The following is a 23,017-nucleotide window of genomic DNA, read 5'->3' on the forward strand; positions in this document are numbered from 1 at the left end:
TCATGTTATTTATTTATCAAGGAAGTTTGTGATGATACGGGTCACCGTTTCTGGTTTTTCTGCATGGAGCCAATGCCCAGTATTTGCCACCATATGTGCTTTGGCCTGAGGGAATTGCCGCATAATTTCATCCCGATATTCTGGCATGATATAGTCAGATTCTTGGCCTTTAATAAATAATGTTTTGCCTTTGAACGGCTCTACAGCTGGTTGCCAACCCATAATGGTGCTGTAGTTGGCAATAATCCCATCAACATTAAATCGCCATTGATAATGTTCACCTTGCTTGGCGAGAGATTTAAGTAAAAATTGTCTAACACCGGCGTCTTCAACATGTTGAGCAAGAAACTGTTCGGCTTCACTACGTTTGGTAATGGTATGTTTATTCACTTCTTGTAAGCCGTTAAACACATTTTGATGTCGATGTGCTTGATAGCTAACCGGAGCCATATCCAGTACAACCAAATGTTCTAACTGATTTGGTGCTAATGCAGCCAATGCCATGGCTACTTTTCCACCCATTGAATGACCAATCACCGAAAATTGATCAATACCTAAGTGCTTGATCACATTAAGTACATCTTGCGCCATTTCCTGATAGGTAAAATGATCACTGTGTGGGGATAATCCATGATTGCGAAGATCAACGCTAATTACTTTATAGTTATTTTTCAAAGATCTGGCTAAGAGCCCTAGATTAGCGGCACTGCCGAATAAACCATGGATCAAAATGATCGTTTTTCCATCGCCTTCAACTTGATAATGAAGATTCACTGACTATTTTCTCTAATTAGTTGTGGTATTTACCGTAGAGTATAACCTCGGATCAAGCTATAATCGTAGCCAGATTTTTTAACGGAACGATAATGAATAATACGATGAAGACTATTGAAGTAGACGAAGAACTATATCGTTATATTGCTAGCCAAACTCAACATATTGGTGAAAGTGCTTCTGATATTTTGCGTCGCTTGCTTATGGTGCCTGAAGAGCAACTACAGCAGCAGCCTGCTGTGGTAATGCCTGTTCGTCCGAAAGGGATCGTTGTTAGTAAAGATGCTGGCAATGTACCAACGATGGATCGTGTAAAAGAAATGCGAACAGTATTGATCTCTGATGAATTTGCAGCACAAGAAAAAGCAATTGGTCGTTTTATGATGATCTTGTCTTCTTTATATAGCATTGATGCAGAAGGTTTTGCTGAAGCTGCTGCAATTAAAGGTCGTACCCGCGTTTACTTTGCTCATGATGAAGAAACGTTACTAGCAAGTGGTAAAACGACGAAACCTAAGTCGATTCCATCAACACCATTCTGGGTGATTACAAATACAAATACTGAGCGTAAGCGTCAAATGATTGACCAGCTGATGACTAAGATGGGATTTGGTTCAGATATTATTGATAAGGTATGTGGCGAAATCTAATCGCCAGATATTGAGGTTAAATAACAAGGATAAAACTATGGCTATTCATCCTCGTGCTGGGCAACGAGCTCAGCAAGAAGATATGTATAACATTCCAGCACTTATCGCTAATTATTTTCTTATAGAGCCAAGTGCTCAAGATGCATCGCAGCAAGTAGAGTTTGGTACTTCAGGTCATCGAGGAACAGCAGATAAAGGCACATTTAATCAGCATCATATTTGGGCCATTGCGCAAGCTATTGCTGAAGTTCGTGCTGAAAATGGAGTGATGGGGCCACTTTTTTTAGGAAAAGATACCCATGCATTATCAGAGCCTGCTTTTACTTCAACATTAGAAGTACTTGTTGCTAATAATGTTCAAGTTGTTATTCAAGAAGGTAAGGGATATACCCCTACACCTGGCATTTCTCATTCTATCCTTTGTTACAACAAAGCTCATGATGATAAAGCTGATGGTATTGTTATCACGCCATCGCATAACCCACCTCAAGATGGCGGTATTAAATATAACCCTGTCCATGGTGGTCCAGCTGAAAGTGAATTAACAACAGCGATTGAACGCCGTGCTAATGAAATCATTGCAAACGGTTTGGCTGATGTTAAGCGTGTATATATTGTTGACGCTTTAGCTTCTCAACTTGTTGTTGAGCAAGATTTAGTCGCACCTTATGTTGCAGATCTTGTAAATGTTATAAATATGGAAGCGATTCAAAAATCAGAGCTTAAGTTGGGTGTAGATCCTCTTGGTGGCTCAGGTATTGAATACTGGCGTCAAATTGCCGCATATTATGCGCTAGATCTAACACTTGTTAATGAATCTATTGATCCATCATTTCGTTTTATGTCATTAGATAAAGATGGCGTAGTACGTATGGACTGTTCATCGCCATATGCAATGGCAGGGTTACTGGCGTACAAAGATAACTACGATCTAGCGTTTGGTAACGACCCTGATTACGACCGTCATGGTATCGTAACACCAGCAGGTCTAATGAATCCTAACCATTATCTTGCTGTATGTATTGATTACTTATTCCGTCATCGTAACGATTGGGCTAAGCAAGTTGCAGTGGGCAAAACATTAGTCTCTAGTGCTTTGATTGATCGTGTTGTTGCTGCACTAGGTCGTGAACTGGTTGAAGTACCAGTTGGTTTTAAATGGTTTGTTGATGGCTTATTTAGCGGCAAGTTAGGTTTTGGCGGTGAAGAAAGTGCGGGCGCATCTTTCTTACGTAAAGACGGTACGCCTTGGTCAACAGATAAAGATGGTATTTTATTGTGTTTGTTAGCAGCAGAGATCACTGCTGTAACAGGTAAAACACCGCAAGAATATTACGAAGAATTAGCCGATAAGTTTGGGCATTCAGAATACTCTCGTTTGCAAGCTGTCGCGAATAAAGAGCAGAAAGCGGTATTAAGTAAGCTTTCTCCTGAAATGGTTTCAGCTGAAACATTAGCCGGTGAGCCAATCACAGCACGTCTAACTCATGCACCAGGTAATGGTGCTGCGATTGGCGGTTTAAAAGTGACGACTGAAAATGGTTGGTTTGCTGCTCGTCCATCGGGTACAGAAGATATTTACAAGATCTATTGCGAAAGTTTTAAGGGCAAAGAACATCTAGCGCTTATTGAGCAAGAAGCACAGGCAATTGTCAGTAAAGTCTTTGCCGATGCTGGTTTATAAACTGTTAAATGTATAAAGAAAACGCCCATAATGGGCGTTTTTTTATATATGCAGGTTAAGCTCTCAATTCACTATTATGCTTTGGCCAGTGATTCGGAACGATAAACCATACTCTATCTTTTTTATCAACAGCTTGCGTTGGTACAGTAATTTTTTTTGGGTCGAGGTACTCATCAAGTTCAGCAAATGCTGGTGGCGATATCCACTGTTTTTTCGTCAATGCTTTCAAAACCAGATGTGTAGCATCAGACTGATAACACCATAACCCTGTGTTAGCCTTTGGGTTGATATTAATCGTTGATCCTTGCTGTGGTTCAGGCCAAGCGTGAAATAGTCGCCCCTGCATGATGAGTCGACGTTTGGTTGGCTGTTCATCAAATGTAGTTTTAAATGCATCATGCTCACTAAGTCTGAGTTGATGTTCAATCATTCGGTTTGTTTTCTTATCGAGATTGTCTTTAGCATTTGGTCCTGGCCAGCTATTGTTATAGGCGAGATAAAATTTGATGGCTACTTCCCAATGCTCAATTTCATCAGTACGTAAGTTTTTAACCAGAAAATCAATAGAGCCAACAGTTTGTTTATGCCAATTAAGCTGGACTTCTTCTTCCATTAGTTCGTAATGAGGGTGAGAAATAATTAATTGCTGCCATAGCCATTGATAATAAAACCCTAAGCGGCGATTTCCAGTATAGGGCGCTATGCAGGGAAGTTGTGCGTGGCGATTAAATAGCTCAAACCAAGTGCCGTCACAGACATAGTCGTATGATGAGATCAAATTTGGCATATTGAGTACAGCGAGATAATCCTTCGTTAATTGTTTATCCATTTCTTTTTGTAACATTCTTACATAACTCGCTTGTATATAGGCGTATAACACAATATTGACGAAAAATTACACGAATATCTGTAGTAATATTTCATAAACTCTATTAAAGTGGTGACAGATTTGATCATAAAGAGATTCTGTTATGTACACTCAGTATTCAAAGTTCAATATTACTTTTCGTCGCGTTTTTGTTGTACTAGCAGGATTGCTTTCATTACCTGTTTTACTTTTATTACCTGTCAATAAACGTACGCGGATGGGTAGTTTCTTACACCGCTATTGGGTGCAAACTAGCGCTCAGCCTTTATGGCTTAAAAAAATTGAGCAAGGCTTAAAATAATTTCCATGTAATATGAAAAGCTGCCATTGGCAGCTTTTTTTATACCATTTATTTACTGTTAATGCAGAGAAAACTCTTAATATAAAGATAGCTTTAGTAAACTAATATCGTAGTATTAAAAAAGATTTTAGTTATAAGATTAAGGACAACATTAGATGAATAATTTTGCTTTAGAAACCGTACTTAATGAGTTTCTTTCTCCTCACTTGATAAAAGATTATTGTCCTAATGGGTTACAAGTTGAAGGCAAACCCAACGTTAAAAAAATTATTACTGGCGTAACGGCTTGTCAGGCTTTGATTGATAGAGCCATTGAAGAGAAAGCTGATGCAATTGTTGTCCACCATGGTTTTTTTTGGAAAGGTGAGTCTGCTGAAATTCGTGGTATGAAATATCGCCGTATTAAAGCCTTGATTGAAAATGGGATTAATTTATATGCTTATCATTTGCCATTAGATGTGCATACGCAAGTTGGTAATAATGTACAGTTAGCACAACGTTTAGATTTAGACATCACTGGTGGTCTAGAGTTAGGTAATCCTCGTTCTATTGCTATTTATGGTGAGTTAGATCAAGCGATCTCAGGTGAGGATTTTGCAGCAAGAATTGCAATGGCGTTACAACGCGAACCATTACATATCGCGCCAAGTTCATCTAATTTAATAAAAAAAGTGGGGTGGTGTACTGGCGGCGGGCAAGATTATATTGAATTAGCCGTTCAGCAAGGATGTGACGCCTTTATTTCGGGTGAAGTATCTGAAAGAACCACTCATATTGCACGCGAATTAGGTATTCATTATTTTGCTGCAGGTCATCACGCAACAGAGCGTTATGGTGTGAAAGCATTAGGTGAATGGTTAGCACAAGAATACAACTTTGATGTGACGTTTATCGACATTGATAATCCAGTGTAGACTAGCAAGTCTTTCGGTAAACGAAACAAAAAAGGTTGAGTATTTAACTCAACCTTTTTATTTATCGTAAATTGCTACAAAATTTATTCGCGCTCATGAAGAGGTTTAAACTCTCTATATGACTCACCAGTATAAAGCTGACGAGGTCGACCAATACGATTTGTTGGGTCACTGTGCATTTCGTTCCAGTGAGCAATCCAACCAATGGTACGAGACATCGCAAAGATCACTGTAAACATTGATACTGGAATACCAATCGCTTTTAAGATAATACCAGAGTAGAAATCTACGTTAGGGTATAATTTCTTACTGACAAAGTACTCATCAGAAAGCGCAATACGCTCTAATTCCATTGCAACATCTAGTAATGGATCTTCAATCTTCAGCTCTTCAAGCACTTCGTGACAAGCTTCACGCATCACGGTTGCACGAGGGTCGTAGTTTTTGTAAACACGGTGACCAAAGCCCATTAAGCGGAATGGGTCGTCTTTATCTTTTGCACGATCAATGAACTCAGGAATGTTATCTACACTTCCGATTTCTTCAAGCATTTTAAGACAAGCTTCATTAGCGCCACCATGCGCAGGCCCCCAAAGAGATGCAATACCCGCAGCAATACAAGCAAATGGGTTAGCACCAGAAGAGCCTGCAAGACGAACCGTTGACGTTGAAGCATTCTGCTCGTGATCTGCGTGAAGGGTAAATATCTTATCCATCGCACGCGCAACAACAGGGCTTACTTCATATTCTTCACAAGGTGTTGCAAACATCATGTGAAGGAAATTTTCCGCGTAATCAAGATCATTACGAGGATAAATAAATGGTTGTCCTATGGTGTACTTATGACACATTGCCGCTAGTGTCGGCATTTTAGATAACAATCTAAATGCTGCAATCTCACGGTGTGTATCGTTGTTAATATCAAGAGAGTCATGATAAAACGCAGATAAAGCACCTACAACGCCACACATTACTGCCATTGGGTGTGCATCACGACGGAAGCCATGGAAAAAGCTCGCGATTTGTTCATGCACCATCGTATGGCGTGTAACTGTTGTTCTAAACTGCTCGTATTCAGCTCGGGTAGGGACCTCACCGTATAACAAGACAAAACAAACTTCTAAATAGTCTGCGTTATTGGCTAATTGATCAATCGGGAAACCTCGATGAAGCAAGATTCCTTCTTCGCCATCAATGTATGTAATTTGAGATTCACACGAGGCTGTTGCTAGAAAACCTGGGTCAAATGTAAAAAAGCCGTTTGCACCAAGTTTACGCACATCAATTACATCTTGGCCCTCAGAGCCCCCGATAATCGGCAGTTCGATAGGTGCTTTCCCTTCAATATGAAGAGTAGCTTTCTTATCTGCCATAACAATCTCCTTTGCTATTTTTATAATCCTAATCCGATGCGGATGTGCATTTGTTGTACCGTCAGGCGCAACCTTTGTCAATTATTGTGCTTCTTTGTGTGCGCTTGTTAATAACTTTAAATCAAAAAGTATGAATTTATGAGAATCGTGTTTGACATCATGTAACTGGAATTGTTTTTGAATGTTACGGGGCGTATGATGAGGCAAGGTCTCTGGTTATACTACCCGCCAGGATTTTACAAACATATGTCATTTATTTTTAAGAGTTAGGTAATGACGTTTACAACGTCTGCTCAACATAATAATAACCTAATATTGAATTTTTGTTGCACTTGTTTGTTGGCTTGTACGTATACCTCAGAGAATTTAATAAAAAAATAAATTGCTTCAATGGAGCTGAGTGGGCAAACCGTGAAAGTAAAAAAGCCAAGACCTGTCAATCTCGACCTACAAACGATTCGCTTTCCGCTTACTGCGATAGCGTCAATCCTACACCGCGTTTCTGGTGTGATTACATTCGTATCCCTTGCCATCTTGCTGTGGCTGCTAAACCTATCTCTATCTTCACCTGAAGGTTTTACATCCGCTGCCAGTGTGACTGATAGCTTTTTTGTGAAATTTATTCTGTGGGGAGTACTTACCGCATTGTTTTATCACATTGTTTTAGGTGTCCGTCATTTGTTGATGGATTTAGGTTATTTTGAAGAAATGGACACAGGCATTGCAAGTACCAAAGTTAGTTTTGCAATTGTCGCTGTACTAGCAGTATTTGCAGGAGGCTTAGTATGGTAAATAACGTATCTTCCGTCGGCCGTAATGGTATACACGATTTTATTTTGATCCGCGCTACAGCGATCATTTTGACTCTTTACACCGTATACATGGTTGGTTTCTTTGCGTTTGGCCCAGAGCTAACGTTTGAAACTTGGAGTGCATTCTTCAATCAAATCAGTACCAAAGTTTTTACTATGTTGGCTTTGGTTTCCATTCTTGTACATGCTTGGATTGGTTTGTGGCAAGTGTTAACAGACTACATTAAACCTGCCGTTTTAAGAGTGGGATTGCAGTTTGTTGTTGTAGCAATTCTTTTTGTTTACCTATTTGCGGGTTTCTTCATTGTGTGGGGTGTGTAAGTGAGCATTGCAGTTCGTGAGTTTGATGCCGTTGTTATCGGTGCAGGTGGTGCGGGTATGCGCGCCGCATTACAAATTTCAGAGCAAGGACTAAAATGTGCCTTGCTATCAAAAGTGTTCCCTACGCGCTCTCATACTGTATCTGCGCAGGGCGGTATTACTGTTGCGCTGGGTAATTCACACCCAGATAATTGGCAATGGCATATGTATGACACAGTAAAAGGTTCTGATTACATTGGTGATCAGAACGCTATTGAATACATGTGTCAGAATGGCCCTAAGTCCGTTATTGAGTTAGAAAAAATGGGACTACCGTTTTCGCGTTTTGATAACGGTACTATCTATCAACGCCCATTCGGTGGTCAATCTAAAGAATTCGGTGGTGAACAAGCCGCGCGTACAGCCGCTGCTGCTGACCGTACTGGTCACGCCTTACTTCATACTCTTTATCAGCAAAATATTAAGCATCAAACGACGATTTTTTCGGAGTGGTATGCGTTAGATTTAGTGAAAAACCAAGATGGTGCAATTCTAGGTTGTACTGCTTTGTGCATGGAAACAGGCGAGATTTGTTACTTCAAATCTAAAGCTACTATCCTTGCAACGGGTGGTGCTGGCCGTATTTACGCTTCTACGACAAATGCGCACATTAACACTGGTGACGGTGTTGGTATGGCGCTTCGTGCAGGCGTTCCAATGCAAGATATGGAAATGTGGCAATTCCACCCAACGGGCATTGCTGGCGCGGGTGTACTGGTAACGGAAGGTTGTCGTGGTGAAGGTGGTTATCTTTTAAATAAAGATGGTGAACGCTTCATGGAGCGTTATGCACCGAATGCTAAAGATTTAGCTGGTCGTGACGTAGTTGCGCGTTCGATGATGGTTGAGATCCGTGAAGGTCGTGGTTGCGATGGCCCATGGGGACCACACATTAAATTGAAACTTGATCATTTAGGCAAAGATGTTCTTGAATCTCGCCTACCGGGTATTTGTGAATTATCGCGAACCTTTGCCCATATTGATCCTGTTAAAGAGCCGATTCCAGTTATTCCAACTTGTCATTACATGATGGGTGGGGTGCCGACTCAGGTTTCAGGCCAAGCCCTTAAACAAACGGCATCTGGTGTTGATCAAGAAGTACAAGGTCTGTTTGCTTGTGGTGAGATCGCATCTGTATCTGTACATGGTGCTAACCGTTTAGGTGGTAACTCATTACTTGATCTAGTGGTCTTTGGTCGTGCAACTGGTTTACATCTAGGTGAAACGTTGGCTGCACAAGCAGAAGCTCGTCCTGCCACTGATTCAGATATTGAAGCCTCTTTAGCGCGTGTTAATCGTTGGAACACTACGCAAAAAGGTGAAGATCCTGTTCAAATTCGTAAAGATCTTCAAAGCTGTATGCAAAACAACTTCTCGGTATTCCGTGAAGGTGATGCGATGGCAACCGGTCTTACAGAGCTAAAAGAAATTCGTGAACGTTTAAAGCATGCGCGTTTAGATGACACTTCTTCTGAGTTTAATACACAGCGTATTGAATGCTTAGAGCTTGAAAACTTAATGGAAACAGCAATGGCAACGGCAGTAGCGGCTAATTACCGTACTGAAAGTCGTGGTGCTCATGCTCGTTTCGACTTCCCTGAACGTGATGATGCTAATTGGTTATGCCACTCTATTTACAACCCTGAGACAGAAGCTATGTCTAAGCGTGATGTAAATATGTCGCCAGTTCATCGTGAAGCTTTCCCGCCGAAAGCACGTACTTACTAAGGGAGGATAGATAAGATGAAACTCAACTTCTCAATATATCGCTATAACCCTGATGTGGATAATGCGCCACATATGAAAGGGTATACCTTAGAAGTGCCTGAAGGCTCAGACATGATGGTGCTTGATGCACTTATTCTGTTAAAAGAGCAAGATTCTACGCTGTCTTTCCGTCGCTCATGTCGTGAAGGTGTGTGTGGTTCTGATGGTATTAACATGAACGGTAAAAATGGTTTAGCGTGTATCACACCATTATCGGCTTTAATGGATAAGAGCACGATTGTTATCCGCCCTTTACCGGGGTTACCAGTTGTTCGTGATCTTATTATCGACATGGAACAGTTCTACACCAATTATGCAAAAGTAAAACCTTTCTTAATTGATGATGGAGCAGTTCCACCGGCACGTGAAAACCTCCAAGCGCCTGAAGATCGTGCGCAGTTAGATGGTTTGTACGAATGTATTATGTGTGCATGTTGCTCAACATCATGCCCATCATTTTGGTGGAACCCTGATAAATTTATTGGACCAGCAGGCTTATTGGCAGCATATCGATGGTTAATTGATAGCCGTGATACAGCAACAGATGAACGATTATCAAATCTTGATGATGCATTTAGTGTTTTTCGTTGCCATGGCATAATGAACTGTGTAAATGTTTGTCCTAAAGGACTAAATCCAACAAAAGCGATTGGTCACATTAAATCAATGCTGCTTAAACGAGCAGTATAAAAAAATAATATCGATATGCCGGTGACGTTAATTCAATGAATGAGTAATTGATCCGGCCTTAATGCTCTGATTAAACAATCGGTGTAAACGGCGATAACTAGTGGTTAAGGGAAAATAATGCAGAACGGCGTTATGAAGGCATGGCTTGAGTCTTCACATTTAGCTGGCGCCAATGCGACTTACGTAGAAGATCTCTACGAGTTGTATCTTAGCGACCCAGAATTAGTTGACGAGCAATGGCGTGATATTTTCGTTGAATTACCGGTAGTCAATGAGACTGCTGTAGAACAACCTCATTCACGCGTTCGTGATTATTTCCGACGTTTAGCGAAAGAAACCAACTTTTTAAGTGCTACCGTCAGTGATCCAGATGTTGATGCGAAACAAGTAAAGGTATTGCAACTTATTAATGCATACCGCTTCCGCGGGCATCAAAATGCAAAACTTGATCCATTAGGATTATGGCAGCGTGATTTAGTTCCAGATCTTGATCCAGCATTCCATAATCTTACTGATGAAGATTTTAATGAAACATTTAACGTAGGCTCGTTTGCTGTTGGTCAAGAGACCATGAAGCTTTCTGAAATTTATGCTGCGTTAAAGAAAACATACTGTGGCTCTATTGGTGCAGAATACATGCACATCACAGATACTGAGGAAAAGCGTTGGATCCAACAACGTCTTGAATCAGTAATGGGGCACGGTTCCTTCTCACAAGAAGAGCAACTTTCATTTCTTGATGAATTGACTGCAGCTGAAGGTCTTGAGCGTTATTTAGGCGCGAAATTCCCTGGTGCTAAGCGATTCTCATTAGAAGGCGGTGATGCGCTTATTCCAATGATGAAAGAGCTGATCCGTCATGCTGGCTCTCAAGGTGTACGCGAAGTTGTTATTGGCATGGCCCACCGTGGTCGCCTAAACATGTTAGTTAATGTATTAGGTAAAAAGCCACAAGACTTATTTGATGAGTTTGCAGGTAAGCACGGCGAAAGCTGGGGTACGGGTGATGTAAAATATCACCAAGGCTTTTCTGCAGATTTTGCTACACCAGGTGGCGATGTTCACCTTGCTCTTGCCTTTAACCCATCTCACCTTGAAATTGTAAACCCAGTTGTTGTGGGTTCTGTACGCGCTCGTCAAGATCGCTTAGGTGATGATACGGGTTCTAAAGTATTACCTATTACACTCCATGGTGATTCAGCGATTGCTGGACAGGGTGTCGTTGCTGAGACGTTCAATATGTCCCAAGCGCGTGGTTATGGTGTTGGCGGTACTATTCGTATTGTCGTCAATAACCAAGTTGGTTTTACGACTTCTAATCCAAATGATACACGTTCGACAGAATACTGTACTGATATCGCTAAGATGGTGCAGTCACCTATTTTCCACGTTAATGCTGATGATCCTGAAGCGGTTGCTTTTGTAACTCGACTTGCGTTTGACTTCCGTAATGAATTTAAGCGTGACGTTGTTATAGATTTGGTTTGTTACCGTCGTCATGGTCACAATGAAGCGGATGAGCCGAATGCAACTCAGCCTCTTATGTACCAGAAGATCAAAAAGCATCCTACACCACGTAAGATTTATGCCGATTATCTAACCGACACTGGCGTGTTTGGTTTAGATACGGCAACAAGCTTAGTCAATGAATATCGTGATGCGTTAGATCGTGGCGAGTGTGTGGTAAAAGAATGGCGTCCAATGCATCTTCATACGGTTGATTGGTCACCGTACTTAGGCCATGACTGGACAGTTGATTGGAATAACAAAGTGCCTGTTGAGCGTTTAAAAGAGTTAGGTGCTCGCCTTTGCCAATATCCAGATAGCCATGTTTTACAGAGTCGTGTTCAAAAGCTATACAACGATCGCGTCGCTATGATTGCGGGTGAAAAAGCGTTTGATTGGGGGATGGCTGAAACATTGGCTTATGCCACACTAGTTGACGAAGGTAATCGCATTCGTATTACAGGCCAAGATTCTGGTCGTGGTACATTCTTCCATCGTCATGCTGTACTGCATAACCAAGAAGATGCCAGTACTTACGTACCGTTAGCTAATCTTCACAATGGGCAAGGTCCGTTTGAAGTTATCGATTCAGTGTTATCTGAAGAAGCGGTATTAGCCTTTGAATACGGTTATGCAACTGCGGAACCTAGTGGTTTAACGGTATGGGAAGCGCAATTCGGTGATTTTGCCAATGGTGCTCAAGTCGTGATTGACCAATTCATCAGTTCTGGTGAGCAAAAATGGGGACGTATGTGTGGTTTAACCATGCTGCTACCACATGGTTATGAAGGCCAAGGCCCAGAACACTCATCAGCACGTTTAGAGCGTTATTTACAATTGTGTGCAGAGCAAAATATGCAAGTCGTTGTTCCATCAACACCTGCACAGGTTTACCACATGATCCGTCGTCAAGTTGTTCGTCCAATGCGTCGACCATTAATTGTAATGTCGCCAAAATCATTGCTGCGCCATCCGCTGTGTACATCGACGTTAGATGATTTAGCTAACGGTACTTTCTTACCAGCTATTGCTGAAGTTGATGGTTTATCACCAAATAAAGTGAAACGTGTGGTTTTCTGTTCAGGTAAAGTTTATTACGATTTACTGGAACAACGCCGCAAGAATGAACAAGAGGATGTGGCGATTGTTCGTATCGAGCAACTCTACCCATTCCCGAAAGAAGACGTTGAAGCTGCAATTGCTGAATATAAGCACGTAACTGATTTTGTTTGGTGTCAAGAAGAGCCGCAGAACCAAGGTGCGTGGTATTCAAGTCAACATAACTTCTATTCTGCGTTACCAGTCGGTGCACGTTTAAGTTATGCCGGACGTCCAGCATCAGCCTCACCGGCGGTAGGTTACATGTCGGTGCATTTGAAACAACAAAAAGCACTTATAGAAGACGCTTTAACAATTGCTCTTCAAGAGCAAAATAATAATTAGAACTGGAACAAAAAGGACAAAACCGATATGACAATCGAAATTCTGGTTCCCGACCTCCCGGAATCTGTGGCTGACGCAACCGTTGCCACTTGGCACAAACAACCTGGCGATGCCGTATCTCGTGATGAGGTACTGGTTGATATTGAAACAGATAAAGTAGTACTTGAAGTTCCAGCTCCTGAAGATGGCGTATTAGAAGCTATTTTCGAAGATGAAGGTACGACTGTTCTTACTAAACAGTTGATTGGTAAAATCAAAGTTGGCGCAGTTGCTGGTGAACCAACAAAAGATGTACCAACAGAAGCTGAAGCGTCACCGAATAAGCGTAACACCGCTTCTTTAACAGAAGAAACAAGTGAAGCATTAAGCCCAGCAGTTCGTCGTTTGTTAAGTGAGCATGGTATTGATGCTGGTGCAGTTAAAGGCTCTGGTGTTGGTGGTCGCATTACTCGTGAAGATGTAGAAGCATACTTAAAGACTCAATCAGCACCAGCTGTGTCGAAAGCACCTGTTGTCGATGCGCCATTAGCTCACCGCAGCGAAAAACGTGTGCCTATGACACGTTTACGTAAACGTGTAGCTGAGCGCCTACTTGAAGCTAAAAATAGTACGGCGATGTTAACAACGTTTAACGAAGTGAACATGAAACCAATCATGGATCTTCGAAAGCAATACAAAGATATCTTCGAAGAGCGTCATGGTATTCGCCTTGGCTTTATGTCTTTCTACGTAAAAGCTGTGGTTGAAGCACTAAAGCGTTACCCAGAAGTAAATGCATCTATTGATGGTGACGATATTGTTTACCACAACTTCTTTGATGTAAGCATTGCAGTATCAACACCTCGTGGTCTGGTAACACCTGTTCTACGTGATTGCGATAAGCTAAGCCTTGCTGAAATTGAGAAGGGTATTCGTGAACTTGCAATTAAAGGTCGTGATGGCAAGTTAACCGTTGAAGATTTAACGGGTGGTAACTTTACCATCACGAATGGCGGTGTGTTTGGTTCATTAATGTCGACGCCGATCATTAATCCACCACAAGCTGCGATTTTAGGTATGCATAAAATCCAAGATCGCCCAATGGCGGTGAATGGACAAGTTGAAATCTTGCCTATGATGTACCTTGCGTTATCTTACGATCACCGTTTAGTTGATGGTCGTGAATCAGTGGGTTACTTAGTAACGATCAAAGAGTTACTTGAAGATCCAACACGTCTACTACTAGACGTATAATTTGGTAAACAGGCTGGATAAATGCTCATTATTCAGTCTGTTACTGACATTTAGTCAAATTGCCAAATATAATCACGAAGAGGTCCCCAAGAGTACCTCGTATGGATATAACAAGTCCCAAAGGGATAAGAAAACGGATAGAACATCATGAATTTGCACGAATATCAGGCAAAACAGCTATTCGCTGAATATGGTTTACCAGTACCAGAAGGTTACGCTTGCGATACGCCACAACAGGCGGCTGAAGCGGCAGGTAAAATTGGTGGTAGTAAGTGGGTAGTTAAATGTCAGGTTCACGCTGGTGGTCGCGGTAAAGCGGGCGGTGTGGAATTACATGAAACCAAAGATGGTATTAAACAGTTTGCTCAAAACTGGCTAGGTAAAAACCTAGTAACTTACCAAACAGATGCTAATGGTCAGCCAGTAACAAAAATATTAGTTGAAGAAGCATCTAATATTGCCAATGAGTTGTACTTAGGTGCAGTTGTTGATCGTGGCTCTCGCCGTATCGTTTTCATGGCATCAACTGAAGGTGGTGTGGAAATTGAAAAAGTAGCAGAAGAGACACCTGAACTTATTCATAAAGCAGCGATTGATCCATTGGTTGGGCCTCAGCCATATCAAGGACGTGAGCTTGCATTCAAACTAGGTCTTAAAGGCGATCAGATTAAACAATTTACTAAGATCTTTATGGGCTTAGCAAATATGTTCGCTGAATATGATCTTGCACTGCTTGAAATTAACCCACTTGTTATCACTGGCGATAATAACTTATTGTGTCTAGACGGTAAGATTAATATCGATTCTAACGCAATGTACCGCCAGCCTAAACTACGTGAAATGCATGATCCATCGCAAGAAGATGAGCGTGAAGCGCATGCTGCTCAGTGGGAATTAAATTACGTTGCACTAGACGGAAATATTGGCTGTATGGTTAATGGTGCTGGCCTTGCAATGGGTACGATGGATATCGTTAACCTGCATGGTGGACAGCCGGCTAACTTCCTTGATGTAGGTGGCGGTGCAACGAAAGAGCGTGTTACTGAAGCATTTAAAATTATCCTTTCTGATAGCAACGTAAAAGCCGTATTGGTTAATATTTTCGGTGGTATTGTACGTTGTGATTTGATTGCTGATGGCATCATCGGCGCTATTGCAGAAGTTGGCGTTAAAGTACCAGTTGTTGTTCGCCTTGAAGGTAACAACGCAGAAGTAGGTGCGGCGAAACTTGCAGATAGTGGTCTTAATATTATTGCTGCGACTTCGTTAACAGAAGCGGCGGAAAAAGTTGTTGCTGCAGCGGAGGGTAAATAATGTCAGTTTTAATTAATAAAGATACCAAAGTAATTTGTCAGGGCTTTACTGGCGGACAAGGTACATTCCACTCAGAGCAAGCGATTGAATACGGAACACAAATGGTTGGTGGTGTTTCTCCTGGTAAAGGCGGAACAACACACCTAGGTCTACCTGTATTTAATACGGTACGTGAAGCGGTTGAAGTGACTGGTGCAACAGCGACAGTTATCTATGTACCCGCACCGTTTTGTAAAGATGCAATCTTAGAAGCAATTGATGCTGGTATCGAGCTTATCGTAACGATTACAGAAGGCATTCCAACATTGGATATGCTAGATGTTAAAGTTCGCCTTGATGAAGCTGGTGTTCGTATGATTGGTCCTAACTGTCCGGGTGTTATTACACCAGATGAGTGTAAGATTGGTATCATGCCAGGTCATATCCATAAGGCAGGTAAAGTAGGTATCGTATCGCGCTCAGGTACATTGACTTACGAAGCGGTTAAGCAAACAACAGATGAAGGCTTTGGTCAATCGACATGTGTAGGTATCGGTGGTGATCCAATCCCAGGTTCAAATTTCATTGATATCCTTGAGATGTTTGAAAAAGATCCAGCGACAGAAGCGATTGTAATGATTGGTGAAATCGGTGGTACTGCTGAAGAAGAAGCGGCAGCTTACATCAAAGAGAACGTGACAAAACCTGTTGTTTCTTACATTGCGGGTGTTACAGCACCTCCTGGTAAGCGTATGGGTCACGCAGGTGCTATTATCTCTGGCGGTAAAGGTACGGCTGAAGATAAATTTGCTGCACTTGAAGAAGCTGGCGTTAAGACAGTAAAAAGTTTAGCAGATATCGGTAAAGCGTTACGTGAAGTAACTAACTGGTAATCTCCACCTACCGATTGAAAATGAAAGCCCTGCATTTGCAGGGCTTTTTATTTATTAGTATTGCAGAGCGTTAAACACCAATCTCACCACCATCTTCACGGCGAATAACTACCGTTGATGAACGCGGTCGAACTTCTGTACCGCTAGGTGCTGCTTCGGCGGCATTATCACTGTATGGCCAATTGCCCGGATGTTGAATATTAACAAATAGAGATTTGTAGTCAGGGCTAATGGTAAAACCTGTGACCTCACAACCATTTGGACCAACAAAGAAACGCTTTAGGTCTGCTTGATTCGAACTAGAAACGACAGTTTGGTTATCATCGCTATCTAGTAGTTGAGATGGCACTACTGCAAGCATCTGATCATTGGTGTACTCTTCAACTTCATCAGCACCATTATCAGTTTGGATCCACATAATACCACGCTGATCGAATGCTAAACCATCAGGACTAGCAAACTGATTTAGATCTGTTAAACCTGAGCGGTTTGTCTCTTCATCACCATTACTTGGTGAGCCGAAAACGAAAATATCCCAGTTAAACTCTGTTGGATTTTCACCTTCATCCCAGCGAATGATATGACCAAATTTATTATTTAAGCGAGGGTTTGCAGGGTTAGTGGTGTCTTTGCGTTTAGTGTTATTAGTTAGAGTGAGGTAGACAGAGCCGGTAAATGGATCAACCGCTGCCCACTCAGGACGATCCATCGGCGTTGCTCCAACCAAATCAGCTGCACCTGCAGTATTAATGATAATTTCAGCCAAAGAATTAAAGTGTGAAGCCAGTGTGTCACCTGAAGTTGTGATGCTATCAAGGGTTAATGGTAACCACGTTCCAGTACTGTCTTCATTAAATCGAGCAACATATAGTGTGCCTTCATCCATATACTTATCACCGGTTAATAAGCGGTTTGAAGGTGATGCATCAGCGGGATCCCATAGTGCTGCTGACTCAAATTTGTACAGGTATTCAAAGCGTGAATCATGACCTGAATAAAAGACCACAGGCTTGCCTTCTTCTAGCTTGCCAAAGGTACAGCCTTCGTGGCGGAAACGCCCTAACGCGGTACGTTTTTTAGCTCGAGAGTTTTTTGTATATGGATCAATTTCAACAATGTAGCCATGACCATTGGCTTCATTTCGATAATCGTCAAGTGATGAAGTTCCTGTCGGTGCTAAATTAAAACGAGCAAATTCATCAAGACGTTCTTCATTGTGGCCTGCTAACGTTTCCCACTTATAGCGACCTTGTAAATACTTACCTGTACCCGAAATACCAATACGATCTTGCTCTTTGGTACGTGTGCCAGTGTTAGTAAAATAGCCCGGCCAGTTTTCTTCACAGGTGAGGTAAGTTCCCCACGGTGTATAACCGTTACCACAGTTGTTAAGTGTTCCACGTGCTTGACTACCGTCAGGTGAGAAGCGAGTGACGGTTAACTCTGAATGTGCGAGAGGGCCTGATAAATCCATTACAGTCGCACCAGTGTAACGACGATTAAGTGGATCGTTGTCGATTAACTTCCATTGGTTATTTTCAAGTTGGATACGAACAACAGAAATACCATGAGCGTTGATCTCTTTACGGATTTCATCTATATCAGTACGTACTGCTTTGGCTCTTTCGGCATCGTTGTCCCAGTTTGAGTGCAGTGCTTGCTGATCAATGTACTCGTGGTTAATACAAAGTAATCCATCAGTAGATTGTTCGTTTAATGGAAAAAAGTGCATGCCGTCATGGTGCATACCTAATGCATTTAATTGATCAGTACTGTTATTTGTACCATCATTTTTCCATGCATTTGCAGCCGCATTTAATGGTGTACCCCAAGGGACTAATACTTGTGCGGTGTAGCCTGAAGGAATTGATACGGCATCAGTTAACGAACCAGGGATAGAATCGAAATTTAAAACAGCTTGAGAACGATCTGCTACCTTTGCCGTTGCTTCAGTTGAACTTGAAGAGTTACAACCAGCAAGACCTAATGCACCAAGAGCTGACATTGCACCCATACCTAAGCCACCCTTTAGGATGCTTCGGCGTTGCAAGTTAGCTTGAAGGACATCTTCAAATGCTTTGTTATTACTGGTGTTATAGCGGGTAGGATCGAACGTTTCCTTACTCATTGCTTTGCTTTCCTGTGTTTATTAATTATTTAATAAGTTGAACAGGGAAGATATTAAGAATGGGTAGTGACAGAATTTGTCTATTATTGTGACATTTATATTTAAATAATATTGTCAGCTACCCAATTAATGAAGATAAGGTTAACGCGCTGTTCGTTTTAGCTGGCTAAGCATAAACATCGCAGCAGCTGATACAACAACAGAAGGGCCTGCCGGTGTGTCGTAATGCCATGACATTGCAAGACCAAGAACCACTGCTATTGCGCCAATAATTGACGCCAATACGGCCATTGATTCTGGACTGTGTGAAAAACGTCGTGAGGTCGCAGCAGGAATGATAAGTAATGATGTAATGATCAATGCGCCAACAAATTTCATCGCAACAGCGATTACCATACCTACCATTAACATCAGTAACAGGCGCATTAAATCGACATTTACACCTTCTACTTGAGCCATTTCTTCACTAATAGTCATCGAAAGTAATGGTCGCCATAGATAAATTAATAAAGCTAAAACGACAGCACCACCACAATATATCCATAATAGATCATTAGTGGTCACAGCCAGTAAATCACCAAATAAGTAAGACATTAAGTCGATACGAACATTGTCGAGGAAGCTCACAGCAACTAAACCTAGCGATAAAGCGCTATGGGCTAAGATACCCAGTAAAGTATCTGTGGCCACATAACGTTGTTTTTGTAGCGTAACAAGTACAACGGCAAGAACTAAACAACAGATAACCAATGCTAGGTTTAAGTTGATATTAAAGAGAAAACCTAGCGCAATACCAAGTAGAGAGGCATGAGATAATGTATCGCCAAAATAGGCCATTTTTCGCCAAACAACAAATGAGCCCAATGGACCGGCGAGAATTGCAATACCAATACCAGCGATCAGTGCAGGTAGAAGAAACTCAATCATGCTCTTGATTCCTTATGGTTATTACAGCATTTATGAGTTTTATTTGAATCGTCATGCTGGTGGTTATGCTTATGTTCATAGACAGCAAGCTGTTCTGTCGATGTTTGACCGAATAATGCAATATATTTAGGGTGGCTCGTCACAGTCAGTGGGCTACCAGAGCAGCAGATGTGATGTTGCAAACAAATCACATTATCCGTTTTTGCCATGACAAGGTGTAAGTCGTGAGAAACCATCAAGATGGCACAGTTAAGTAAATCACGTAACTGTTGGATCAGGCGATATAGCTCTAATTGACCATTTACATCAACCCCCTGTACTGGCTCATCAAGTACCAGTAAATCCGGTTTTTGCAATAAGGCGCGCGCAAGTAAGACACGTTGCATCTCACCGCCAGATAGGCCATGCATATCGCTATTAAGTAAATGACGACCATTAACCATGTTTAATGCTTCGATACGTTGTTCTTGATTATAACGCCCAGCAAGACGCATAAAACGATCGACAGAAAGAGGTAGAGTGTTATTCAGGCGTAGCTTTTGAGGTACATAACCAATACGAATTCCTTTTTTACGAACCACTTTTCCTTTTGTGGCTTTACTCAATCCTGTTATGACTTTTACTAAGGTTGATTTACCTGCACCATTAGGACCAATTAAGGTGGTAATTTCACCGCGTTCAAGCTTGAGCGTAATATTATCCAAAACATCACGTTCACCAAATGAGACAGTGACTGATTGTAGTTCGATTAGGGTTGACATAAAGGAAGTTGTCTTAATAGGCTTTAGAAATAAAAGGTAATGTTATAATATAACATTACTGATGTGTTATATTATAACATTATCATATTCGTTAGGGAATATACTGTTATATCATATAAATAATTAGCAGTATAAAAATGCAATACTTATTTTTTAGGATAATAAAATAATGCAGCGTATATCATCATTGTTTTGTGCAGCAGCTCTGGCTTTATCAGGTTCTGCAATGGCAGACGACTTTAAAGTTGTTACAACCATTAAACCATTAAACCTTATTGTTAGTGAGTTAGTTCAAGGTGCAGCAAAGTCAGATGCAATCTTACCGCCAGGAGCTTCTCCACACGATTATGCATTACGTCCATCAGATGTAAAAAAATTGAATGATGCTGATCTTGTTATTTGGGTAGGGCCTCAATTAGAAACATTTTTAACAAAACTTATGGCTACAAACCCAAATAGTTTCGCTTTGACAAAACAAGCTGGTATTCATTTTCTAAATTATGGCGAGAAAGGCAGTGATGACCATAGTGATCATGCTGGCCACGGTCATGCTGACCATGGCGATCATGCTAGCCACGACGGTCATGATGACCATGGCGATCATGCTAGCCACGACGGTCATGATGACCATGGCGATCATGCTGACCACGACGGTCATCATGCAGGCCACGAGGGTCACGATGACCATGGCGATCATGCAGACCATGATGGTCACGATGAACATGCAGGACACCATCATCATCACCATTCTGGACTCGATCCGCATTTCTGGATGGGGCCAAAACAGACAATTGAAGCTGCAAATGTGATCACGGAAGCACTGATTAAACATGACCCATTGCATAAAACTGTTTATCTCGCTAATCTTTCAACGTTTACCTCTGAAGTTAACCAAGCAGTCAGTGAGCTTAATGCGGAAATAAAGCCTCTTTCAAATAAAGGCTACTTTGTTTTTCATGACGGTTATGGTTATTTCGAACACCAATTTGGTCTGAATAACTTAGGGCACTTTACTGTTGAACCTGACCGTAAGCCTGGTGCTAAAACTCTGATAGCTATTCGTGAATCATTAAAAGATAAGCAAGCTTATTGTGTATTCAGTGAGCCGCAGTTTTCTCCAGCAGTTGTTGATAGCGTAACTAAAGGCACAGAGGTAAACATAGGAACCCTTGATCCAATGGCGACCAATGTCCAAGTGGGTAAGGGAGGATACGTCCGTTTTATTAAGGAACTCGGACAGAGCTTTACCAAGTGTTTAAAATAGAAAATGAAATTATATCAAGCGGTAGCAACTTCTATTAAAGAGCTGCCGCGTCAGCACAAAATTGCGTTAGTTTCCACCTCTGTGCTTATGATGGCTGCCATAATGTGGCAGCCATCAAAATCACAAGTAACTTTCCCATCAGCAAGCGTCAATAAGCGTGTTGATGTCACATTGCCATCTAAACTAGATTTATTATCTGAACAAGATAGTGAGCCCTTAGGTGTGTCTCTTGATCAAAATGATCCTGAATTCCAAGCGCCAAAAGATGAAATAGAGCAACAACTTGATGATGCAAAAGTTGAAGTTGAGCATAAACATCGAGTGGCATCGGGTGAAACGTTAGGGATTATCTTTTCACAGTATGGTTTGCCTATTTCAGATATGTACCGCTTAATTGATGCAAATAAGTCGGTACAGAATTTGCGCGTTGGACAAACACTTGAGTGGGAAGTCAATGATGATGGAAAATTAACAGAACTTAAAATTATCCGCAGTAAAAAAATAACGGATGCTTTTACACTATCGAAAAAAGGTTATACCTATAAAGAGATAGTTCAAAAAGGTGAAATGAAACCCGTTACTCTTATCGGTCGTGTAAATGGTAGTTTTTATAATTCAGCTCGAGCCGCTGGCCTAACACCGACTCAGATCCAAACATTAGTTAAAGCCTTACAGTGGAAATTTAACCTTGGACGTGAAGCACGTAAAGGGGATCGTTTTGCTGTAGGTATTGATCGAGAATTTATTGATGGCAAGGCGGTAGGTAAAGGTGATGTAAATGCTTTTTACTACAAATCAGCGAATGGTAAAAATTCAACCTTTATTGTTAGAGGTGATGATGATCAGTTCTATGACAGTAGTGGACACAGTTTAAACCGAGCATTTAGACGTATTCCAACTGCGAAACGTTACCGTATTAGCTCTCCTTTTAACCCTAACCGTTTGCACCCAGTTACTGGGCGTCGTTCGCCACATAATGGTACCGATTTTGCGGTTCCGATTGGCACATCTGTTTTGGCTGCAGGTGATGGTGTCGTTGTAAAATCACGTTACCACCCATTAGCAGGTAATTATATTGTCGTTAAGCATGGTCGAGAATATATGACACGTTATTTACACCTAAGTAAACGTGAAGTGAAGGTGGGTGATAAAGTGAAAATGGGTCAACGCATTGCTAAAAGTGGTAATACCGGGCGTTCAACTGGCCCACACTTACATTTTGAATTGATAAAAAATGGTCGTCCTGTTAACGCAATGAAAGTATCCTTGCCACAAGCCGATCCACTCTATGGTAAAGAACGTAAAAATTTCATGAAACAAGTTAGCTTTTATAAGAATAAATTTAACGATGTAATATCGAGCTAAGTTGTTTAATC

20 protein-coding genes are annotated in these 23,017 nt (G+C 41.4%); 14 read left to right on the plus strand and 6 right to left on the minus strand.

Features of this window, described 5'->3' with window-relative positions:
* Positions 1–9: 9 nt before the first annotated feature.
* Positions 10–774 carry an alpha/beta fold hydrolase gene (locus CTN01_RS01560; RefSeq protein ID WP_005370522.1) on the minus strand — a complete coding sequence of 255 codons (765 nt, stop codon included), beginning with the start codon at positions 772–774 and terminating at the stop codon, positions 10–12.
* A gap of 104 nt (positions 775–878) precedes the next feature.
* Here CTN01_RS01560 and seqA point away from each other — a divergent pair, with 104 nt between their 5' ends.
* Together seqA and pgm are read left to right on the plus strand one after the other, a co-directional pair.
* Complete coding sequence (seqA, locus tag CTN01_RS01565) at positions 879–1,424, plus strand: replication initiation negative regulator SeqA (RefSeq protein WP_005370523.1); 546 nt, start codon at positions 879–881, stop codon at positions 1,422–1,424.
* A 37-nt stretch (positions 1,425–1,461) separates the two neighbouring features.
* On the plus strand, positions 1,462–3,108 hold the full coding sequence (gene pgm / locus CTN01_RS01570; RefSeq protein ID WP_045148137.1) for a phosphoglucomutase (alpha-D-glucose-1,6-bisphosphate-dependent): 1,647 nt from the start codon (positions 1,462–1,464) through the stop codon (positions 3,106–3,108).
* Between the two features lie 55 nt (positions 3,109–3,163).
* Here pgm and CTN01_RS01575 read toward each other — a convergent pair whose 3' ends face one another.
* Positions 3,164–3,952, minus strand: a complete 789-nt coding sequence (locus CTN01_RS01575; protein WP_045131879.1) for a DUF1853 family protein — start codon at positions 3,950–3,952, stop codon at positions 3,164–3,166.
* Between the two features lie 127 nt (positions 3,953–4,079).
* On the opposite strand from CTN01_RS01575, the gene CTN01_RS01580 reads away from it, so the two are divergent.
* Both CTN01_RS01580 and CTN01_RS01585 read left to right on the plus strand, forming a co-directional pair.
* Positions 4,080–4,277, plus strand: a complete 198-nt coding sequence (locus tag CTN01_RS01580; protein WP_045127261.1) for a DUF2517 family protein — start codon at positions 4,080–4,082, stop codon at positions 4,275–4,277.
* Positions 4,278–4,432: 155 nt separating this feature from the next.
* The gene (locus CTN01_RS01585; protein WP_045131878.1) at positions 4,433–5,191 is read left to right on the plus strand and encodes a Nif3-like dinuclear metal center hexameric protein; all 759 of its coding nucleotides are present in this window, start codon (positions 4,433–4,435) and stop codon (positions 5,189–5,191) included.
* A gap of 83 nt (positions 5,192–5,274) precedes the next feature.
* On the opposite strand, the gene CTN01_RS01590 is transcribed toward CTN01_RS01585, so the two are convergent.
* Complete coding sequence (locus CTN01_RS01590; protein WP_045082710.1) at positions 5,275–6,564, minus strand: citrate synthase; 1,290 nt, start codon at positions 6,562–6,564, stop codon at positions 5,275–5,277.
* Between the two features lie 390 nt (positions 6,565–6,954).
* Between CTN01_RS01590 and sdhC the strand changes: the two genes are divergently transcribed.
* From sdhC to sucD, 8 genes are all read left to right on the plus strand, one after another.
* Complete coding sequence (gene sdhC / locus CTN01_RS01595; RefSeq protein WP_045129482.1) at positions 6,955–7,356, plus strand: succinate dehydrogenase cytochrome b556 subunit; 402 nt, start codon at positions 6,955–6,957, stop codon at positions 7,354–7,356.
* Complete coding sequence (gene sdhD, locus CTN01_RS01600) at positions 7,350–7,697, plus strand: succinate dehydrogenase, hydrophobic membrane anchor protein (protein WP_045148138.1); 348 nt, start codon at positions 7,350–7,352, stop codon at positions 7,695–7,697. Before sdhC ends, sdhD begins: the two co-directional genes overlap by 7 nt.
* Positions 7,698–9,464: a succinate dehydrogenase flavoprotein subunit gene (gene sdhA / locus CTN01_RS01605; RefSeq protein WP_005370540.1), complete on the plus strand. Its 1,767-nt coding sequence runs from the start codon at positions 7,698–7,700 to the stop codon at positions 9,462–9,464. It abuts the gene before it with no gap.
* Positions 9,465–9,479: 15 nt separating this feature from the next.
* Positions 9,480–10,193 carry a succinate dehydrogenase iron-sulfur subunit gene (locus tag CTN01_RS01610; protein ID WP_005370542.1) on the plus strand — a complete coding sequence of 238 codons (714 nt, stop codon included), beginning with the start codon at positions 9,480–9,482 and terminating at the stop codon, positions 10,191–10,193.
* Positions 10,194–10,310: 117 nt separating this feature from the next.
* The gene (sucA, locus tag CTN01_RS01615) at positions 10,311–13,142 is read left to right on the plus strand and encodes a 2-oxoglutarate dehydrogenase E1 component (protein ID WP_045148139.1); all 2,832 of its coding nucleotides are present in this window, start codon (positions 10,311–10,313) and stop codon (positions 13,140–13,142) included.
* 27 nt (positions 13,143–13,169) lie between these two features.
* The gene (gene odhB, locus CTN01_RS01620) at positions 13,170–14,375 is read left to right on the plus strand and encodes a 2-oxoglutarate dehydrogenase complex dihydrolipoyllysine-residue succinyltransferase (protein WP_045148141.1); all 1,206 of its coding nucleotides are present in this window, start codon (positions 13,170–13,172) and stop codon (positions 14,373–14,375) included.
* A gap of 147 nt (positions 14,376–14,522) precedes the next feature.
* Complete coding sequence (gene sucC / locus CTN01_RS01625; protein WP_005370549.1) at positions 14,523–15,689, plus strand: ADP-forming succinate--CoA ligase subunit beta; 1,167 nt, start codon at positions 14,523–14,525, stop codon at positions 15,687–15,689.
* Positions 15,689–16,561: a succinate--CoA ligase subunit alpha gene (gene sucD, locus CTN01_RS01630; protein WP_005370551.1), complete on the plus strand. Its 873-nt coding sequence runs from the start codon at positions 15,689–15,691 to the stop codon at positions 16,559–16,561. Before sucC ends, sucD begins: the two co-directional genes overlap by 1 nt.
* Before the next feature lie 70 nt (positions 16,562–16,631).
* Here sucD and CTN01_RS01635 read toward each other — a convergent pair whose 3' ends face one another.
* The 3 genes from CTN01_RS01635 to znuC all read right to left on the minus strand — a co-directional run bounded on the left by CTN01_RS01635 (position 16,632) and on the right by znuC (position 20,377).
* Positions 16,632–18,689, minus strand: a complete 2,058-nt coding sequence (locus CTN01_RS01635) for a PhoX family protein (RefSeq protein WP_045129484.1) — start codon at positions 18,687–18,689, stop codon at positions 16,632–16,634.
* A gap of 141 nt (positions 18,690–18,830) precedes the next feature.
* Complete coding sequence (gene znuB, locus CTN01_RS01640; RefSeq protein ID WP_045148142.1) at positions 18,831–19,616, minus strand: zinc ABC transporter permease subunit ZnuB; 786 nt, start codon at positions 19,614–19,616, stop codon at positions 18,831–18,833.
* Positions 19,613–20,377 (minus strand): zinc ABC transporter ATP-binding protein ZnuC, encoded by a 765-nt coding sequence (gene znuC, locus CTN01_RS01645; protein ID WP_045082705.1) that lies wholly within the window; start codon positions 20,375–20,377, stop codon positions 19,613–19,615. The genes znuB and znuC overlap by 4 nt, the downstream gene beginning before the upstream one ends.
* Positions 20,378–20,546: 169 nt before the next feature.
* On the opposite strand from znuC, the gene znuA reads away from it, so the two are divergent.
* Together znuA and mepM are read left to right on the plus strand one after the other, a co-directional pair.
* Positions 20,547–21,641, plus strand: coding sequence for a zinc ABC transporter substrate-binding protein ZnuA (znuA, locus tag CTN01_RS01650; protein WP_107188415.1), 1,095 nt, complete (start codon positions 20,547–20,549; stop codon positions 21,639–21,641).
* Positions 21,642–21,644: 3 nt separating this feature from the next.
* Complete coding sequence (gene mepM, locus CTN01_RS01655) at positions 21,645–23,006, plus strand: murein DD-endopeptidase MepM (RefSeq protein ID WP_045148143.1); 1,362 nt, start codon at positions 21,645–21,647, stop codon at positions 23,004–23,006.
* The last annotated feature ends 11 nt before the right edge of the window (positions 23,007–23,017 follow it).

Origin of the sequence: Photobacterium angustum (genome assembly GCF_003026365.1) — a bacterium.
In the GTDB taxonomy this organism is placed as follows: Bacteria; Pseudomonadota; Gammaproteobacteria; order Enterobacterales; family Vibrionaceae; genus Photobacterium; species Photobacterium angustum.

Excerpts from the sequence above, each read along its gene's own strand:
- sucA (WP_045148139.1), top strand. The coding sequence starts at position 10,311 with ATGCAGAACGGCGTTATGAAGGCATGGCTTGAGTCTTCACATTTAGCT.
- sdhC (WP_045129482.1), top strand. The coding sequence starts at position 6,955 with ATGGAGCTGAGTGGGCAAACCGTGAAAGTAAAAAAGCCAAGACCTGTC.
- CTN01_RS01610 (WP_005370542.1), top strand. The coding sequence starts at position 9,480 with ATGAAACTCAACTTCTCAATATATCGCTATAACCCTGATGTGGATAAT.
- odhB (WP_045148141.1), top strand. The coding sequence starts at position 13,170 with ATGACAATCGAAATTCTGGTTCCCGACCTCCCGGAATCTGTGGCTGAC.
- pgm (WP_045148137.1), top strand. The coding sequence starts at position 1,462 with ATGGCTATTCATCCTCGTGCTGGGCAACGAGCTCAGCAAGAAGATATG.
- CTN01_RS01580 (WP_045127261.1), top strand. The coding sequence starts at position 4,080 with ATGTACACTCAGTATTCAAAGTTCAATATTACTTTTCGTCGCGTTTTT.
- znuA (WP_107188415.1), top strand. The coding sequence starts at position 20,547 with ATGCAGCGTATATCATCATTGTTTTGTGCAGCAGCTCTGGCTTTATCA.
- seqA (WP_005370523.1), top strand. The coding sequence starts at position 879 with ATGAAGACTATTGAAGTAGACGAAGAACTATATCGTTATATTGCTAGC.
- sucC (WP_005370549.1), top strand. The coding sequence starts at position 14,523 with ATGAATTTGCACGAATATCAGGCAAAACAGCTATTCGCTGAATATGGT.
- CTN01_RS01635 (WP_045129484.1), bottom strand. The coding sequence starts at position 18,689 with ATGAGTAAGGAAACGTTCGATCCTACCCGCTATAACACCAGTAATAAC.
- CTN01_RS01585 (WP_045131878.1), top strand. The coding sequence starts at position 4,433 with ATGAATAATTTTGCTTTAGAAACCGTACTTAATGAGTTTCTTTCTCCT.
- znuB (WP_045148142.1), bottom strand. The coding sequence starts at position 19,616 with ATGATTGAGTTTCTTCTACCTGCACTGATCGCTGGTATTGGTATTGCA.
- CTN01_RS01575 (WP_045131879.1), bottom strand. The coding sequence starts at position 3,952 with ATGTTACAAAAAGAAATGGATAAACAATTAACGAAGGATTATCTCGCT.
- mepM (WP_045148143.1), top strand. The coding sequence starts at position 21,645 with ATGAAATTATATCAAGCGGTAGCAACTTCTATTAAAGAGCTGCCGCGT.
- sdhD (WP_045148138.1), top strand. The coding sequence starts at position 7,350 with ATGGTAAATAACGTATCTTCCGTCGGCCGTAATGGTATACACGATTTT.
- znuC (WP_045082705.1), bottom strand. The coding sequence starts at position 20,377 with ATGTCAACCCTAATCGAACTACAATCAGTCACTGTCTCATTTGGTGAA.
- sucD (WP_005370551.1), top strand. The coding sequence starts at position 15,689 with ATGTCAGTTTTAATTAATAAAGATACCAAAGTAATTTGTCAGGGCTTT.
- CTN01_RS01590 (WP_045082710.1), bottom strand. The coding sequence starts at position 6,564 with ATGGCAGATAAGAAAGCTACTCTTCATATTGAAGGGAAAGCACCTATC.